Source organism: Microbulbifer sp., assembly GCF_036563125.1.
Taxonomy (GTDB): domain Bacteria; phylum Pseudomonadota; class Gammaproteobacteria; order Pseudomonadales; family Cellvibrionaceae; genus Microbulbifer.
In genome coordinates, this window is record NZ_DATCMV010000060.1 from 26,184 (window position 1) to 41,828 (window position 15,645).

The 15,645-nt window shown below is 59.6% G+C and carries 10 protein-coding genes and 1 pseudogene; 7 read left to right on the plus strand and 4 right to left on the minus strand.

Features of this window, described 5'->3' with window-relative positions; all coding sequences use genetic code 11:
* Window positions 1-95: 95 nt before the first annotated feature.
* Window positions 96-1,859, minus strand: coding sequence for a bifunctional isocitrate dehydrogenase kinase/phosphatase (aceK, locus tag VIL80_RS04590; protein WP_332034972.1), 1,764 nt, complete (start codon window positions 1,857-1,859; stop codon window positions 96-98).
* 69 nt (window positions 1,860-1,928) lie between these two features.
* Between aceK and VIL80_RS04595 the strand changes: the two genes are divergently transcribed.
* A complete protein-coding gene (locus VIL80_RS04595) occupies window positions 1,929-2,537 on the plus strand; it encodes a MarC family protein (RefSeq protein ID WP_332034973.1) in 609 nt (202 codons plus the stop codon).
* A gap of 126 nt (window positions 2,538-2,663) precedes the next feature.
* Window positions 2,664-4,406 (plus strand): cation:proton antiporter domain-containing protein, encoded by a 1,743-nt coding sequence (locus tag VIL80_RS04600; RefSeq protein ID WP_332034974.1) that lies wholly within the window; start codon window positions 2,664-2,666, stop codon window positions 4,404-4,406.
* A 211-nt stretch (window positions 4,407-4,617) separates the two neighbouring features.
* Here VIL80_RS04600 and VIL80_RS04605 read toward each other — a convergent pair whose 3' ends face one another.
* Window positions 4,618-4,764 carry a lmo0937 family membrane protein gene (locus VIL80_RS04605; RefSeq protein ID WP_160154582.1) on the minus strand — a complete coding sequence of 49 codons (147 nt, stop codon included), beginning with the start codon at window positions 4,762-4,764 and terminating at the stop codon, window positions 4,618-4,620.
* Window positions 4,765-4,989: 225 nt separating this feature from the next.
* On the opposite strand from VIL80_RS04605, the gene msrP reads away from it, so the two are divergent.
* The gene (gene msrP / locus VIL80_RS04610) at window positions 4,990-6,000 is read left to right on the plus strand and encodes a protein-methionine-sulfoxide reductase catalytic subunit MsrP (protein ID WP_332034975.1); all 1,011 of its coding nucleotides are present in this window, start codon (window positions 4,990-4,992) and stop codon (window positions 5,998-6,000) included.
* Complete coding sequence (gene msrQ / locus VIL80_RS04615) at window positions 6,000-6,614, plus strand: protein-methionine-sulfoxide reductase heme-binding subunit MsrQ (RefSeq protein ID WP_332034976.1); 615 nt, start codon at window positions 6,000-6,002, stop codon at window positions 6,612-6,614. The genes msrP and msrQ overlap by 1 nt, the downstream gene beginning before the upstream one ends.
* Window positions 6,615-6,763: 149 nt before the next feature.
* On the opposite strand, the gene VIL80_RS04620 is transcribed toward msrQ, so the two are convergent.
* Window positions 6,764-8,725: a PhoX family protein gene (locus VIL80_RS04620; protein WP_332034977.1), complete on the minus strand. Its 1,962-nt coding sequence runs from the start codon at window positions 8,723-8,725 to the stop codon at window positions 6,764-6,766.
* Between the two features lie 208 nt (window positions 8,726-8,933).
* On the opposite strand from VIL80_RS04620, the gene VIL80_RS04625 reads away from it, so the two are divergent.
* From VIL80_RS04625 to VIL80_RS04635, 3 genes are all read left to right on the plus strand, one after another.
* Window positions 8,934-11,522: a TonB-dependent receptor gene (locus tag VIL80_RS04625; RefSeq protein WP_332034978.1), complete on the plus strand. Its 2,589-nt coding sequence runs from the start codon at window positions 8,934-8,936 to the stop codon at window positions 11,520-11,522.
* Between the two features lie 174 nt (window positions 11,523-11,696).
* Complete coding sequence (locus tag VIL80_RS04630) at window positions 11,697-13,628, plus strand: phytase (RefSeq protein ID WP_332034979.1); 1,932 nt, start codon at window positions 11,697-11,699, stop codon at window positions 13,626-13,628.
* Between the two features lie 96 nt (window positions 13,629-13,724).
* Window positions 13,725-14,639, plus strand: coding sequence for an aldo/keto reductase (locus tag VIL80_RS04635; RefSeq protein WP_332034980.1), 915 nt, complete (start codon window positions 13,725-13,727; stop codon window positions 14,637-14,639).
* Window positions 14,640-15,023: 384 nt separating this feature from the next.
* Here the strand turns inward: VIL80_RS04635 and VIL80_RS04640 are convergent.
* Window positions 15,024-15,645, minus strand: a pseudogene (locus VIL80_RS04640) (hypothetical protein); the annotation flags it as partial.

Genomic DNA, 15,645 nt, shown 5'->3' on the forward strand with positions numbered 1-15,645 from the left:
ACCTCCATCGGTACCAAACCGCTCCTTTTACTATAGCCACACTTCCGCTTCAGGCTGGCGGGCCGTCGGCACAGGAGTCACCGTTGCTTTTGACGCTATGAGCCGCTGCGCTTGATCGGTAAGCGGCGGAAGCGCACCTTGCGGCGGTAGGGGAAGGTGCTCTCCACGCGACCGGCGCGAATGCGCTCCTGCAACCGCTGCCAGTAGCGGTAATCGTAGAGGTCGCTGTGCTGGTCCTCGAAAGCCTTGCGGGCCACCGGGTTGCCGGAAAAAAACAGGCGGAACTCTTCCGGGAACACATCCGCTTCCGCCACCGTGTACCAGGGGCGGTCCGCCAGCTCCTGCTCCGCGGTGTGCGGTTCGGGAATCTTGCGGAAATTGCACTCGGTGAGCGGACAGAGTTCGTCGTAATCGTAAAACACCACTCGCCCGTGACGGGTCACGCCGAAGTTTTTCAGCAGCATATCACCCGGGAAAATATTCGCCGCCGCCAGCTGCTTGATGGCGTTGCCGTACTCCTCCATCGCTTCTACCGTCTGCTGTTCGTTCGCAGTGTCGAGATACAGGTTCAGCGGTTCCATGCGCCGTTCCACATACAGGTGCTTGATGATGACCCACTTGTCGTCCATCACCAGTTTGCTCGGCGCCAGCTTCTGCAATTCTGCCAGAAGCTCCTCGCTGAAGCGGTTGCGATAGAAAATGAAGTTGGTGTACTCCTGGGTATCCGCCATGCGCCCGACCCGGTCGGCGCGGGATACGAATTTGTATTTGTCCTTGACGATTTCCTCGGTGACGGTTTTCGGCGCATCGAAGCGATCCTTGATGACCTTGAATACCACCGGGTAGGAGGGCAGGGTAAACACGCTCATCACCATGCCCTTGATACCGGGGGCGATAATGAACTTGTCGTTGCTCACCTTCATGTGCGCGAGGATGTGGCGGTAGAACTCGGTCTTGCCGTGCTTGTGGAAACCGATGGAGTTGTACAGCTCGGATTTTTCCTTGAGCGGCATGATGGTGGACAGGAAGCGCACAAAGCGCGAGGGAATCGGTGCGTCCACCATGAAGTAGGAGCGGGTAAAACTGAAGATGATACTGGCGGAGTCGTTGTCGTAAATCACCGTGTCCACAAATACCTGTCCGCGCCCGTTGTTCAGGCAGGGCAGGATCAGCGGGATTACCTCGCCGGCAAACATTAGACGACCCACCAGGTAAGCCGCCTTGTTGCGGTAGAACACGGATTCCAGCATGTCCACCCGCACCCGCTGCTCGTCTTCTTCGGTTTCCAGTTTACCCGCCAGTGGTCCTTCGCGCAGGGCGCCACAGATATGGTCGAGGTCGCGCTCCAGGTCTTCCCAGGGAATTGAAAAGCCGTAGTCGGCGAGTATGTCCTCGAACATCGCACGCAGCCCATCGCGACCGCTGTAGCTGATGTAGATGCTGTAGTCCCGCAGTGGCTTTTCGTCCGGCGCACGGGAGGATTTCACAAAGATATGGCTGTCGTGAATATGCGCGTGCTGGAACTGGCTGCAGAACACCGAGTTGAAAAATGTCTCGGCGATTTCGTAATTGTTGTTGTTGGCGATCAACTGCGCGTAAGTTTCCTTGGCCTGACCCCACAGCTCCAGCTGGGTGGTGTCCTTGCTGGTGACCGAGTGCACCAGTTTCAGCACCTGGTTTACTTTCACCTTGTAAAGGTCGATGCGTTCCTTATTGGCGTCGTGCACGCCCGGCCAGGCCGCAGTTTCAAAACGCGCCTTGGCTCCCAGGGTAATATTCTGGAAATCCGCGAAGTACGCATCAAAGCCATTGAGAATTGTTTTGGCAATGCGGCGAGCGGTCGGGGAGTGGTTTGTCATGCACTAGACTCAGTTGAATCGGTTTTCATACCATGTAGCCGATGTTAGCACGGACCTCAGGGGGGCCAATTGAACGATTGGATCAGCAGCTTTGTCTTTTTCTTTGCGGTTATTGATCCCGTGGGCACGCTGCCAGTGTTTATTGCGGTCACCAGCCGGCACGAAGACTGGCAGCGCCGCAAAATCGCATTCCTCGCAGTGGCAGTGGCCACTGGCATCCTGCTGTTTTTCCTTATCTTTGGTCAGTACCTGCTGGAAGCGATTGGTGTGCCACTGTCGGCCTTCCAGGTAGCGGGGGGCATAGTGCTGTTTCTGTTTGCGCTGACCATGATTTTTGGCGAGGGCAAACCGGAGCGTGAGGTGGAGCTGATTCGCAGTGGGCATGAAACTGCCATTTTCCCCCTGGCGATTCCTTCCATTGCCTCACCGGGAGCGATGATGGCGGCGGTCGTGTTAACGGATAACCACCGTTTCGACCCCATTCACCAGGTCAATACCGCCAGTGCCATGTTTGCGGTGCTGGGGATCGTTCTCGTGTTGCTGCTCACCGCCAACTGGATCTATCGCTGGATCGGCGATGCCGGTGCCAGTATCGTCAGCCGGGTCATGGGGCTGATCCTCGCCTCTGTCGCCACCACCAATGTTCTGTTGGGTATTCAGCAGTTTTTCCTGATGTGAACTGGTTGTTGCTCGGGGCTTATGCAGGCAAATAGCGGCGGAGTGGTGCGGTAATTCATTTTCAGCGCACACTGCCCGGTATTACCGCATTGCCCGGGCTGGCTGTGAGTAATTGTTGGGGACACTGTGCACCACGATATTTCTCTGATCACCACCATTTCCGTGGCCCTGGGGCTGGCACTGCTGCTCGGCTTTGTGGCCGCGCGCCTGCGCCTGCCAGCGCTGCTCGGCTACATGATTGCCGGCGTGATCATTGGCCCCGCCACCCCCGGGTTTGTCGCCGATATGGCGCTGTCACAGCAGCTGGCGGAGATCGGCGTGATTTTGCTGATGTTTGGTGTTGGGCTGCACTTCTCCCTCTCCGACCTGATGGCGGTGCGGCGTATCGCCATTGTCGGCGCGCTGGCGCAGATTGTGGTGGCGACCCTGCTGGGTTTCAGTGTGGCACGCTGGTGGGGCTGGGAGGCTGGCGCAAGCCTTGTGTTCGGCCTGGCGCTGTCGGTGGCCAGTACCGTGGTACTGCTGAGAGGGTTGGAGGCCCGCGGCCTGCTGGACAGTGTCAATGGGCGCATCGCCGTCGGCTGGCTGGTGGTGGAGGATCTGGTAATGGTGCTGGTGCTGGTGATTCTGCCGGCACTGGCGGGCTGGCTGGGCGGCACCGCGGTTGACGCTGGCGCAGACGGGATTACCGGTGCCGACGCCGAAGCCGGGAGTATCGGACTCACCATCGCCACAACCCTCGGCAAGGTGGGCGTGTTCGTGGCACTGATGCTGGTGGGCGGTCGCCGGCTGTTTCCCTGGCTGCTGTGGCAGGTGGCGCGCACCGGCTCCCGCGAACTGTTCACTCTGGCGGTGGTAGCCACCGCCATGGGCATCGCCTATTTCTCCTCGATCATCTTCGGCGTGTCTTTTGCGCTCGGCGCGTTTTTCGCCGGGATGGTGTTGCGGGAGTCCGCGCTCAGCCACCGCGCCGCCGAGGAATCACTGCCGCTGCGGGATGCTTTCGCGGTGCTGTTCTTTGTCTCCGTGGGTATGCTGTTCGACCCCGGTATGCTGATCGCATCGCCGGCGAAGGTACTGGCGGTGGTGGCGATCATCGTGTTCGGCAAAACACTGGCGGCGTTTGTACTGGTACTGCTGTTCCGCTACCCGCTCAATACCGCGCTCACGGTGTCCGCGAGCCTGGCACAGATTGGCGAGTTCTCATTCATTCTCGCAGCGCTGGGAGTGTCGCTGGGGCTGCTGTCCACGGAGGGGCAGAACCTGATCCTCGCCGGTGCACTGATTTCCATCGCGCTGAACCCGCTGCTGTTCAACGCGGTTGAACCGCTGCAGCGCTGGATTCGCGGGCGCTCGTCACTGGCCCGGTTTATGGAGCGCTCGGCAGACCCGCTGGCGGAGCTGCCCATGTCCACGGACCTGCGCAAGCTGACGGGGCACGCGCTGGTGGTCGGTTACGGTGACGTGGGTTCACGGGTGACCAGCGCGCTGTCGCAGGCCGGCATTTCTGTGGTGGTGGCGGAGCAGAACCGCGAGCTGGTGGAGCAACTGCGGGAGCGGGGGATGGCGGCAGTTTCCGGCGATGCGGCGCAGCCAGAGGTGCTGATCCAGGCCCATGTGGCGCGCGCACGCCTGCTGATCGTCACTATCCCGGACACACTGCGCACTCGCCGGATGATGGAGACCGCGAGACTGCTGAAACCGGATATCCAGGTACTGGCGCGCGCCATTGGGGACGAGGACGCACACCTGCTTACCCGCGACGGCGCCGCGGGGGTGTTCGTGCGCGAGCAGGAACTGGCGCGAGGCATGAGCCTCAGCGCCATGGCGGTGTTCGAATCCGGCGCGGCACCGGAGAGCGAGCACTAGTCAGTCGGGTAGTGCGGTGGCCGATGCCATGCGGGCGAATCCCGAGGGCGTAGGGCCGGGCCTTAAGAACAAAAGATCAGATACAGGACATGAGTCCGATACTGGTGTTGCTCAAGCACAATGCCGACGCGCGCATGGATTGCGGCGCCGGCGTAGAAAAGCCGTGGGAGTAAACTCGCCCAGCCGCCGCTGGCAGGCAGCGAGTGGTAGGTTACGGTCCGCGCCCCCGCACCAACCGCAGGATCAGTAGGATCACGGCGATGACGAGTAAAATGTGCAGGAAACCACCCATGGTGTAGGAGCTCACCAGCCCCAGTAACCAGAGCACAACCAGAATAACGATAATCGTCTCAAGCATTTGTGCTACCTCGTATAGGCTACCAGCCGAGGCTCAGGAAAAGAGCCGACTGCAGTGAGGAAACAGTAATTTGCCGTTCGCCGCACCACAAAGAAAATCATTCCACATTTCGATTGGGTATAAATGTGCGCGAAACTATTGTGAACAAAACTATAAGTACGCGCTCTTATAACTCTGAAGCCGCTGTTCCGACCCGACGGAATCACCAAAAGGAGAACCCAAACCATGCTGATCAAGACGCCCGCTCGCAGTGCCCTTGGCGAAATCCAAACCACGCCCGAGGCAGCGTATGTTTCCCGCCGCAGTGTGATCCGCGGGCTCGGCGCCGGTTTGGGTGGGTTACTGCTATCCGGTAGCGCCAGTGGCCTGGACCTGTTTGCTGCTGACAAAAAAGAAGCAGCCGGTGAAGCGCCGCGTAAACCGCTGGATTTTTCCCCGCAGCGGCCGGTCCCGGACCTGGTTCTTACCCCGGAGGCCAAGGTCACCAATCACAACAATTTTTACGAATTTGGCACCGGCAAGACGGACCCCGCGCAAAACAGCCAGGGACTGAAAACCGAACCCTGGACCCTGACCGTGGAGGGCGAGGTGGAAAAGCCGGGCACCGTGGACGTGTGGAAGCTGATGCACGACATCGGTCTTGAGGAGCGTATTTATCGCATGCGCTGTGTGGAGGCCTGGTCCATGGTTATCCCCTGGGTGGGGTTTGAACTCGGCAAGTTCCTTCAGCGCTTCCAGCCCACCAGCCGCGCAAAATACGTCGCATTCCAGACCCTCTATGATCCCGAGCAGATGCCCGGCCAGCGCAACCGCTATATAGGTGGTGGTGTGGATTACCCCTACGTGGAGGGGCTGCGCATCGACGAAGCCATGCACCCGCTTACCATCCTCTCGGTTGGCCTCTACGGCAAAACCCTGCCACCACAGAACGGCGCGCCGATCCGCCTTGTTGTACCGTGGAAATACGGCTTCAAGGGCATCAAGTCCATTGTCAAAATAAAGCTCGTGGAAAAAATGCCGCCCACCAGCTGGAACAAACTCGCCCCCAATGAATACGGCTTTTACGCCAACGTGAACCCTGATGTCGACCACCCGCGCTGGTCCCAGGCCAGTGAGCGCTTTATCGGTCCCGGCGGCGTGTTCGCGGTCAAGCGCCAGCCGACACTGCCGTTCAACGGGTACGGTGAGGAAGTGGCGTCGCTGTATAAAAACATGGACCTGCGGAAGTTCTATTAGTGGCTGCTATCTCTAAGAAAGCCTTTGCGGCTCTGCTGCAGATTGGTGTACATCTCGGTGCTCTGTTGCCGCTGCTGTGGTTGTTTTATGCGATCAACGCGGGACATCTCGGCGGCGACCCGGTGGTGGAACTGATCCACTACCTGGGTATGGGCACCATTCGTTTGCTGTTGCTCACGCTGCTGGTTTCCCCGCTGGCGAAATCACTAAATTTCGGTCAGCTGAACCGGCTGCGCAGACCTCTGGGGCTGTGGTGTTTTGTCTGGGCGAGCCTGCATTTCAGCACCTGGCTGGCACTGGACCTCGGTCTCGACTGGTCGCTGATCGGCGAGGAACTGGTCAAGCGCACCTATATCCTGCTGGGCTTTACCGCCTGGTTGATCCTGCTCGCGCTGGCAATTACCTCGATACCGGCACTGCTCAGAAAGATGGGCAAGAACTGGAAGAAACTGCACGGTTTACTTTACGTCGCGGTATTACTGGCCTGCTGGCATTTCTGGTGGTCGGTAAAAAGTGGCTGGATTGAGCCGGCGATTTACTTGGCTGTTGCACTCTTGTTGCTGGTTTGGCGGCGAGCTTCCGTTAAACGATGGATTAAATCATGGAGATACTGATAGGCCATTAAGCTTCCAGGCGAGTGCTGTGGCGATACTGCAGTGGCTCGAATCAAGTGTTATTGAATCGAAGCGCATGGGCTTGAATTTAAGGACTGGTGGCGGGGATGGGCCGCCACCATGCCAGCTAAAGAACTTCTCAAAAATTATCAGCTACCCACCGCGCCACCATCCTCGCGACGAATCGCCAACACCGAGGGCCGCGGCGGCAAACTGGGGTCATTGTCCGGCCAGCGGTGCAACGGATTGTCGAACGTGGACCGGCGCACATCAGCCGGATGCTGTACCGAGACAAACAGGGTGGTTCCGTCCGGGGTAAATTCCGGCCCGCAGATTTCCGCCCCCTGCGGGCAACCAAAAAAGTGCTTCGGTGCCGCGCGCAGTTCGCCGTCGGTCGCCATCGCCCAGAGCCCATCGTGAAAGCCGAAGCTCTCACAACCGTCAGTTGCAATCCACATATTGCCTTTGGGATCAAACGCCACATTGTCTGGGTTGGTGAACCAGCCGTTGGCTGAAATCGTGCCCGGGATTTGCTGGCCGTAAGCACCGCGCTGCGCCGGATTTTCCGCATTGGGGTTGCCTCCCAACAGAAAGGTATTCCAGCGAAACGTATCGCTCACGTGATCCCGCTCACCACTGCGCCCCGGGGGTACAATTTCCAGCACGTGGCCTGCGGAATTGCGCGCGCGCGGATTTGCCGCATTCTCATCGCCCGGTGCGCGCTTGTTGTTTTTTGTCAGCATCACATAGGTGCAGTCGTTTACCGGATTGGTCTCCACATCTTCCGGCCTGTCCATCGGTGTGGCGCCGATCAGTTTGGCTGCGCGTCGGCAGTCGATCAGCACATCCGCCTGATTGCGAAATCCGTTTTCCGGCGTCAGCGGACCCCGACCGAATTGCAGCGGCAGCCATACACCGGCACCGTCTTCGCGGAACTGCCCCGCATACAGTGTGCCCTCGTTGAGGAGGGCGCGGTTGTGCTGGTTTTCCCCCGGGCGATAAATACCGGAGGAGACAAAACGGTACACAAACTGGTGTTCATCGTCGTCACCGCCGTAAGCCACAATCGGCTGGCCCGGTTTACTCACCAGGGTAAAACCCTCGTGCTCGAAGCGACCGAGCGCGGTGAGTTTGCGTGGCGTGGACTGGGGATCGTAGGGGTCGTATTCCACCATCCAGCCGAAGCGATTTGGCTCGTTCGGCTCCACCGCGATATCGAAGCGGCGGTCGTAGTCGCCCCAATTGCGGTTGTCCGGGGAAATGCCAAAAGCGTGGTGATTGCGCGCTTCCACTTCGTCCGCGACATTATCCGGGTCGCCCTGAAAAGCGCCGCCAAAACCTTCCTCTGCAATCAGTACCGTGCCCCAGGGGGTTTTACCGCCGGCACAGTTGCCGACCGTGCCGAACACGCGCTTGCCGCTGGGATCCTCGTTGGTTTGCAAACGTGGATCGCCGCCGGCGGCGCCCACAATATCCATGGCGGTGGTGAGAGAAATACGGCGGTTGTAGGGGCTGCCCACTACCGGCTGCCAGCCGCCGGAGGTTTTCTCGATTTCCACAACACTGTGGCCACAGGCCTGCTGTTCCACCGCGATATGCTGGTCGCTGGTGCCGCGGATGGAGCTCACCTCGGTATATCCTGCGAACATCAGGTGCGGCTGGGTGTACTCGTGATTGACACACAGCAGGCCGCGCTCGCTGTTCCTGCTGAGGCAGTGCTTATCGCCCTCGCCGGGCCCGGCCTCGGGGTCCAGAGGCATAAACGCGATGAAATCGTTGTTGTAGCCAAAGCGGCGCGATTGTTCTCCAGCGTCGAGTTTTTCCGGCGCGAAACTGCCGGCAAAGGCATCCAGAGGATCACCCCAGCGCAGCAGCAGGTCCGTGGCGTAGCCGTCGGGAATATGGTGGCGGTGATCCAGTCGGTGGGGAATTTCTGTAAACGCCAGGTTCTGTCCGGTGGCGCTTTTTTTATCCGCACTGCAGCCGCTCAGCAGGCTGGCACCGCCGCTGGCAGCGGCGGCTGCGGTAACAGTACCGAGGGTTTTGAGTAGTGTGCGCCGGCTGGGATCGTGCGGCGCGGTGTCCGGAGTTTTCGGGTTATTGTCTGTCATAAATTATTCACCTGGCTGCAATATTTCCCTGGCCTGTTTGCGGATAGTCCAATTTTAGGCAATCGCCGCCGTGGCCGTTTTCACGTTGCCCCCAGCGTAGCGGCGCTATATGACAAATTTAAAAAAAGCGTCACGCAATTTTCACATCCCGAGACTAGCCTGCGCCCCATCAAAAAATAACCGCCAGTAAAAAATGGGACGGGCAGCCATGACTAACACTGTATTCAACTTCAAACTGGTGGCGCCGCTTGCGGCAGCCATCATCAGTATCAATGCTGCTGCACAGGAAGCGCCGGTAGCGCAGGGTGAGCCGATGGAAACCATCGTGGTCACCGGCCAGGCGGCCAACGCCCGCAGCGATATCGAGCGCCAGCGCGACTCCAACAAAGTGGTCGCCGTACAGACTTCCGAGGCCATCGGCGAACTGCCGGATGCCAACGTGACCGAGGCACTGCAGCGTATGGCTGGCGTGTTTATTGCCCGCGACCAGGGTGAAGGCCGTTTTGTTGGCGTGCGCGGCATCGACCCGAACCTGAACGCTTCTACCATCAACGGCATGAGCCTGCCGGCGCCGGAAACCGACAGCCGCGCTGTGGCGCTGGACGTAATTCCATCCGACCTGCTGGCAAGCCTCGAAGTCTTCAAGACTTTGACCCCGGATATGAGCGCCGACTCCATCGGTGGCGCGATTGAGATCAAAAGCATCAACGCGCTGGACAAGCCCGGTCAGACATACAGCGTCAATATCGAAAACGGCTACAGCGATCTGCAGGGCGAAAACAGCCCGAAAATTTCCGGTAAATACACTAACCGCTTTGACCTTGGCGGCAGTGAGCTGGGTGTGGCAATTGCCGCCAGCCACCAGGAGCGCAACTTCGGCTCCGAGAACATTGAAACCGACGGCGTGTGGGAGAGCATGGAAGCAGCGGATGGCACCGAAGCCATCGGCGCCCCGGAGATCGAGCAGCGCGACTACACCATCACCCGTGAGCGCACCGGCCTCGCCGCCAACTTCGACCTGAAGGTGTCCGACAACAGCCAGCTGTATCTGCACACCCTGTACTCCGATTTCTCCGACGCCGAAGAGCGTCAGCGCAACTCCTTCAAACTGGACAAGGGCGACCTGCAGACCATCAGCGCGAACTCCGCCACCTGGTCCGATGCCACCCTGGACAAGTCCCTGAAAGATCGTAAGGAGGAGCAGGAAATCCTGTCGCTGGTATTCGGTGGCGAGCACAACCTGAACGAATGGGGCATCGAATATGCCCTGGGTTACTCCCACGCGGAAGAGGCCGAGCCGCACCGCCGCGACACCGGCTTCGAGCAGAAAGACCTGGAGCTTGGCTACACCTCCGCCGGCGACATCCCGACCCTGTTTGCCAGCGACGCAGGCATGGACGCTTCCCAGTTTGATTTGGATGAAATTGTCATCGAAGACAATTACACCGAAGACGAAGAAGTCAGCTTCCGCATCGACGTGCGTCGCGATATCGAAATGGCAGGTAATCCATCCGAGCTGAAGTTTGGTCTGCAGGAGCGCCGACGTGAAAAATCCGGCGACCTGAACGCCACCGTGTACAGTGACTTCGGTGGCGACTACACCCTCGCCGACTTCGTCATGAACGATGTTGATTACGGTCTCGCCGACTTCGGCCCGGGCATCAACAAGGCGAAACTGAATGCTTTCATCAATGAAAACCTGAGCAGTTTCGAAATCGACGAAACCGAGACCGCGCTGAGCTCTGCGCGCGATTATGCGATGAGCGAGGATATCTCCGCGTTCTACGTAATGAACGACATCGACTTCGGTCGCGCCAACCTGGTTTACGGTGTGCGCTATGAAACCACGGACTTCAGTGCCCAGGGTTACAGCGTTGCCGAATCCTCCGAGGCGATCGAGGGGGCCGAGGAAATTGCGGAAGATGTTTACGCCACCGAAGTAAACTTCAAACGCAGTTACAGCAAGTTGTTTCCGAGCGTGAACTTCAAGTACGACTACACCGACAACATCGTACTGCGCGCGGCCTACACCGAATCCCTGTCGCGCCCGTCCTTCGGCGACCTGAATCCGTCCCCGGAAGCGATCGAATACGACGAGGGCGAGCTTGAAGTGGAAACCGGCAACCCGGCACTGGATCCCTACGAGGCACAGAACCTGGATTTTTCCGTGGAGTACTACGCGGACAAGCTGGGTATGTTCTCCGTGGGCGTATTCCACAAGAACATCGACAACTTCATCGTCACCGCGGATGTATCCAGCACCGTCGACCCGTCCCAGTACGTGGGTGCGCTGGCGGTGGATGAAGCGCAGATCTACCAGCCAATCAACGGCGACAGCGCCAAGCTGACCGGTGCGGAACTGTCGTGGACCCAGGGCTTCGACAACGGCCTGCTGCTGCGCGCCAACGCCACCTTCACCGATTCCGAAGCGAGCCTCGGCCTCGGTACAGATGCGGAGCGCAGTGACAAGATCAGTCTGCCGTCGCAGGCGGACCTGGTGGGTAACTTCATTGTCGGCTACGAGCAGGATGCGCTGAGCCTGCGCCTGTCCACCACCTTCAAGGGCGAGCGCCTCTTGGAGGTGAACATGGAGGACGAAGCCTACGACCTGTATGAGGACAACCACATGCAGGTGGACTTCTCTGCCAAGTATCGCTTCAACAACGGCCTGAAGCTGTCCTTCAGCGCGGTGAACCTGACCGATGAACCCTTCTTCACCAACAACTCCGGTTACAACGGGGTCTACGAAGAATACGGCACTTCCTACGTGCTGGGCCTGACTTACTCGAGCTTCTGAGTTTCAGGTTGACTGGCAGAAAGCCCGGGCACCAGGGGCGCCCGGGCTTTCTGCTATTTTTTTACATGGGATTCGACCGTCATCCGTTTGACATGGTTTTGTCATCGGTGGGGCGTATTTTTGTGCCGGGCGTGGTCGAAGCCGTAAATCGGCTCTTTGCAAAGCGTGAGTACTATGACGCGTAAATCATTAATTTTTTCCGCTGCGGCGCTGGCTCTGGCCGGTGTGCTCGGTGGCTGTGGCCCGCAGATCGACAAGTCCGTGGCAGCCCACAAACCCCTGACACCGCAGGGTGCATTGGACCTCAGTAATGTGGTTTCCAGTCAACTGGCACCACTGGTGCTGGGAGGGGCCGATTACCTGTTGCTGGCCAGTGAAAAGCGCGGCCTGGTGCTGGTGAGCGCCGAAGGTGAAGAAAAACTGGCGCTGGACGGCGGCAAGGTGGAGCGCTTTGCCCTGCAGCAACTGGAGCAGGACCGCTGGTTGATCGCAGTCTACGACGAAGACAGCGGACAGCTGCAGCTGCGCCTGCTGGACCTGGAGCAAGGTAGCCCGCGTATCCGCTATCTTGCCGCCATGGCCACTACCGCGCCGCAAGTGGCCCTGTGTTTCTCCCGCCAGGCGGAACGCACACACCTGTTTGCCATCGACGAAAACGGTCTCGGCCATGAGTATGTGGTACACCCCCGTGAGCAGGCCTGGGAATTTACGGGTGTGCGTCCGCTGTATTTCGGTGAGCAGGTTTCCTCCTGTGTGGTGGATGACCGCAGTGGCAAGCTGCTGGTGGCACAACCGCCGTTGGGAATCTGGAGCCTGAATACCGATGCGGAAATGGATGAGGACCGCCAGGTGTTTGCCACCTCCGCAGCACTGGGCGCCGATGCATTCGGCGGCCTGTGGCTGGACAATATCAGCGGCAATCTGTGGCTGACCTCCGGCGATCGGGTGTTGGCGTTCAATATCAATAATCCGGGGCAACCGCATTTTGTCGAATCCCTGGCGGATATGGAGCCGGTTTCGGCGGCGGTGCAGCGGGACTCGCTGCTGGCTCTTGAGGAAGAGAGTGATCGCGTGCAGCAGTTTGCAGTGAGGCTGCCGGCGCCCGCGGCGGAGATGCAAACGTTCCGCGGCCCGGTGGAAATCCCGCGGGTGCGCGCCAGCGGCCAGACCGCCCCGGTGCAGTCCGGTGGTGACGCGGCCGACGACCCCGCCATCTGGGTCAACCCGGTCAACCCGTCCGCGAGCCTGATTCTCGGCACCGACAAGAAAAGCGGTCTCAGTGTCTACAAGCTGAGCGGCGCGCTGGTGGAGCACTTCCCGGTCGGTCGCGTCAACAATGTGGACCTGCGCCCGATCCAGCACGGCAAATATGTCGCCATTGCCGCCGCCAGCAACCGCACCGACCCCGGTATCAGCCTGTTCGGCATCACCGGTGAGGGCAAGGTGGAAGACCTGGGGCTGCGCAATCTGGACATGGGCGACCCCTACGGCCTGTGCGTTTATCGTCGCGGCGCCGACCTGATGGCCTGGGTATCGGATAAGGACGGCCCGGTGCAGCTGCTGCAGATTGCCCCGGGAGAGGGCAATGTGGACTGGCGCCTGCACAAGGTCGCCGAGCTCGAGGTGAATAGCCAGGTGGAAGGCTGCGTGGTGGACGACGAGAAGCAGATGCTGTTCTTCGGCGAGGAAGACGGCGGCATCTGGCGCCTCGATATCGCCGCGTTTCTCGCCGGCGAAGCCAAGCCGCAGCTGATTGCGCCGGTGGATGGCGAGCGTCTGGCGGCGGATGTCGAGGGCATGGGCCTGTACCATGCCGGCGACAAGAGCTATCTGGTGGTGTCCAGCCAGGGCAACAACAGTTACGCGCTGTTCAGCCGCGACGGCAGTCAGTTTATCGGCCACTTCAGGGTGGATATCAATCTGGACAAGAGTCTGGACGGCAGTTCGGAAACCGATGGCCTGGAAGTTTCCAGTGCCTCCTTCGGCGACCAGTACCCGCAGGGGCTGCTGGTGGTGCAGGACGGCCGCAACCGTATGCCGAGCCAGACGCAGAACTTCAAGCTGGTGTCGTGGGCGGATATCGCCGAGACCCTGCAGCTGAAATAGGTTCCACGTTAACGTCGGCCTGTCCCGGGGGTGGAGTTTTCCCCCGGGTATTTATGCGAAAATCCGCCGCTATCGTTTGATCCGGCGGATTTTTTTATGCAGCGCATTTCCTCCTCCCTCGTTCCCGAGTTTTCTTTTTCCCGCATCGCGTTTGGCCTGTGGCGCCTGACAGACTGGAATTATTCCCCGCGCGAGCGCGTTGCCCTGTTCGAGCAAATGCTGGACCTGGGGGTGACCACCTTTGATCTCGCGGATATTTACGGAGATTACCGCTGCGAACAGTTTTTCGGTGAGGCGCTGAAGCTGAAACCGGAACTGCGCGCGCGCATGGAAATTGTGAGCAAGTGCAGCATCCGCCTTGCGGGAAATACTTCCGGTGCGCGGATCAATCACTACGACACCAGCGCCGCGCATGTGCGTGCGGCGGTGGAAACCAGCCTGCGGGATATGGGTATCGAGCAGATGGATCTGCTGTTGCTGCATCGCCCGGATCCGCTGATGGACGCGGACGCGCTGGCGGCGGTGCTGGAGCAGCTGGTAACTGAGGGCAAGGTGAAGCATCTCGGTGTTTCCAATTTCCTGCCGCACCAGGCCGACCTGCTGCAGTCGCGCCTGTCGCTGCCGCTGGTGGCGAACCAGATTGAGGTGTCCCTGCTGCATTCACAGCCGATGTTTGACGGCCAGCTGGATCACTGCCAGCAGCATCGGATCATTCCCATGGCGTGGTCGCCGTTTGCGGGTGGTAGGTTGTTTGCCGGAGAGGATGCGGACTCGGCGCGGGTGCGGAGTTGCCTGCAAGCGCTTTGCGAAGCGCGTGGTTTGAGCGCGGAGTCGGGCATTATGCAACTGGCGTTAGCGTGGTTGCTGATGCACCCGTCTCGAATGGTTCCGGTTTTGGGGAGTGGCAACCCTGAGCGTCTCATTGCTTCGCTTGAGGCATTGGATTTGGAGCTGGATCGGGAGGAGTGGTTTGAGTTGTTGCGTGCGGGGCGTGGTAGGGACGTGGACTAAGGAGGTTACGCTCACCTTCAGTGGTAGTGCTTCTTAAGCTGGTGAAGTGGCACCGGATCACTGGGGATGTATTTTTGAAACCGCTGTGAATACATCCCTGTACGCTGCGTCGCAAACATCCCTGTTTGCGACGCTTTCAAAAACACATCCCCAGCACTCCGGCTTCAATTCGAATTTCTGTGCTTCGTAAGCAGGCGGTGATTCGGAGCACAGGAAGGAAATGCGAAGGCGCTGTCGCCGGGGGAAGTTTGCGGGACCGTCTGCGGCCTGGATGGCCGCAGCCGAGCCCCCATGGATGGGTTTACGGCGTGTCCCGCAAACTTTCACCGGCGGCAGGGCCGCCACCGGACGCACTACGAAGTTCTCTCAGGTGCGAAGTGAGGTCTACCCAGCGTAAGCGTTCTCCGGCACCAGATCGTAATTCACATCCCCGAGGTCGAATTGCTCAAGCGGGGCGAGATGCATGGGTACGCGGTAGCAGCGCAACAGCTCGCCGTCGCGGCGGTCCATCACCTCGAGGTGGTCGCCGGCAATGCCGTGCAGCAGGCGTTCGAATTCGGTCATCGCCGAGGCAATTAAGGTCTTGTATCCCAGCTCGTCGCCAAGCTTGATGTAGCGCGCTTCGCTGCCTACCTGCTCGATGCGCAGCCAGCCCGGTCCGCGTTCTGCGCCGGCCACACCGAGTACTAGCGGGCCCAGCTGGTCCTGGCACAGGGGGGCAAGGTTGTGCACGGAAGGCTCAGGTTCCGCTTCAAGTCCAACCCACACCCAGCCCGGCAAACCGATACGGGTCAGGTGCCATTCCGACAGCCACACCGTCTGGTCGTCATCCACCCGGAACTCGCTGTATTCGCGCTGCCCATTGCGGCTCGCCAGGGTCACATTCGCGTGCGGGTTTTCCTTGCGGAAATTGTGCAGTTGCTGGGTCATTTCGTAATTCACTTCCCACTGCTTCTGCAACCGCCACTGCATCGGGTACTCGCCCCACTCGACGATGTACTCCTCG

What these genes read in the sequence shown, in the direction of transcription:
- aceK (WP_332034972.1), bottom strand. Translation starts at nt 1,859, where the DNA reads ATGACAAACCACTCCCCGACCGCTCGCCGCATTGCCAAAACAATTCTC.
- VIL80_RS04605 (WP_160154582.1), bottom strand. Translation starts at nt 4,764, where the DNA reads ATGCTTGAGACGATTATCGTTATTCTGGTTGTGCTCTGGTTACTGGGG.
- msrP (WP_332034975.1), top strand. Translation starts at nt 4,990, where the DNA reads ATGCTGATCAAGACGCCCGCTCGCAGTGCCCTTGGCGAAATCCAAACC.
- VIL80_RS04620 (WP_332034977.1), bottom strand. Translation starts at nt 8,725, where the DNA reads ATGACAGACAATAACCCGAAAACTCCGGACACCGCGCCGCACGATCCC.
- VIL80_RS04625 (WP_332034978.1), top strand. Translation starts at nt 8,934, where the DNA reads ATGACTAACACTGTATTCAACTTCAAACTGGTGGCGCCGCTTGCGGCA.
- VIL80_RS04630 (WP_332034979.1), top strand. Translation starts at nt 11,697, where the DNA reads ATGACGCGTAAATCATTAATTTTTTCCGCTGCGGCGCTGGCTCTGGCC.
- VIL80_RS04635 (WP_332034980.1), top strand. Translation starts at nt 13,725, where the DNA reads ATGCAGCGCATTTCCTCCTCCCTCGTTCCCGAGTTTTCTTTTTCCCGC.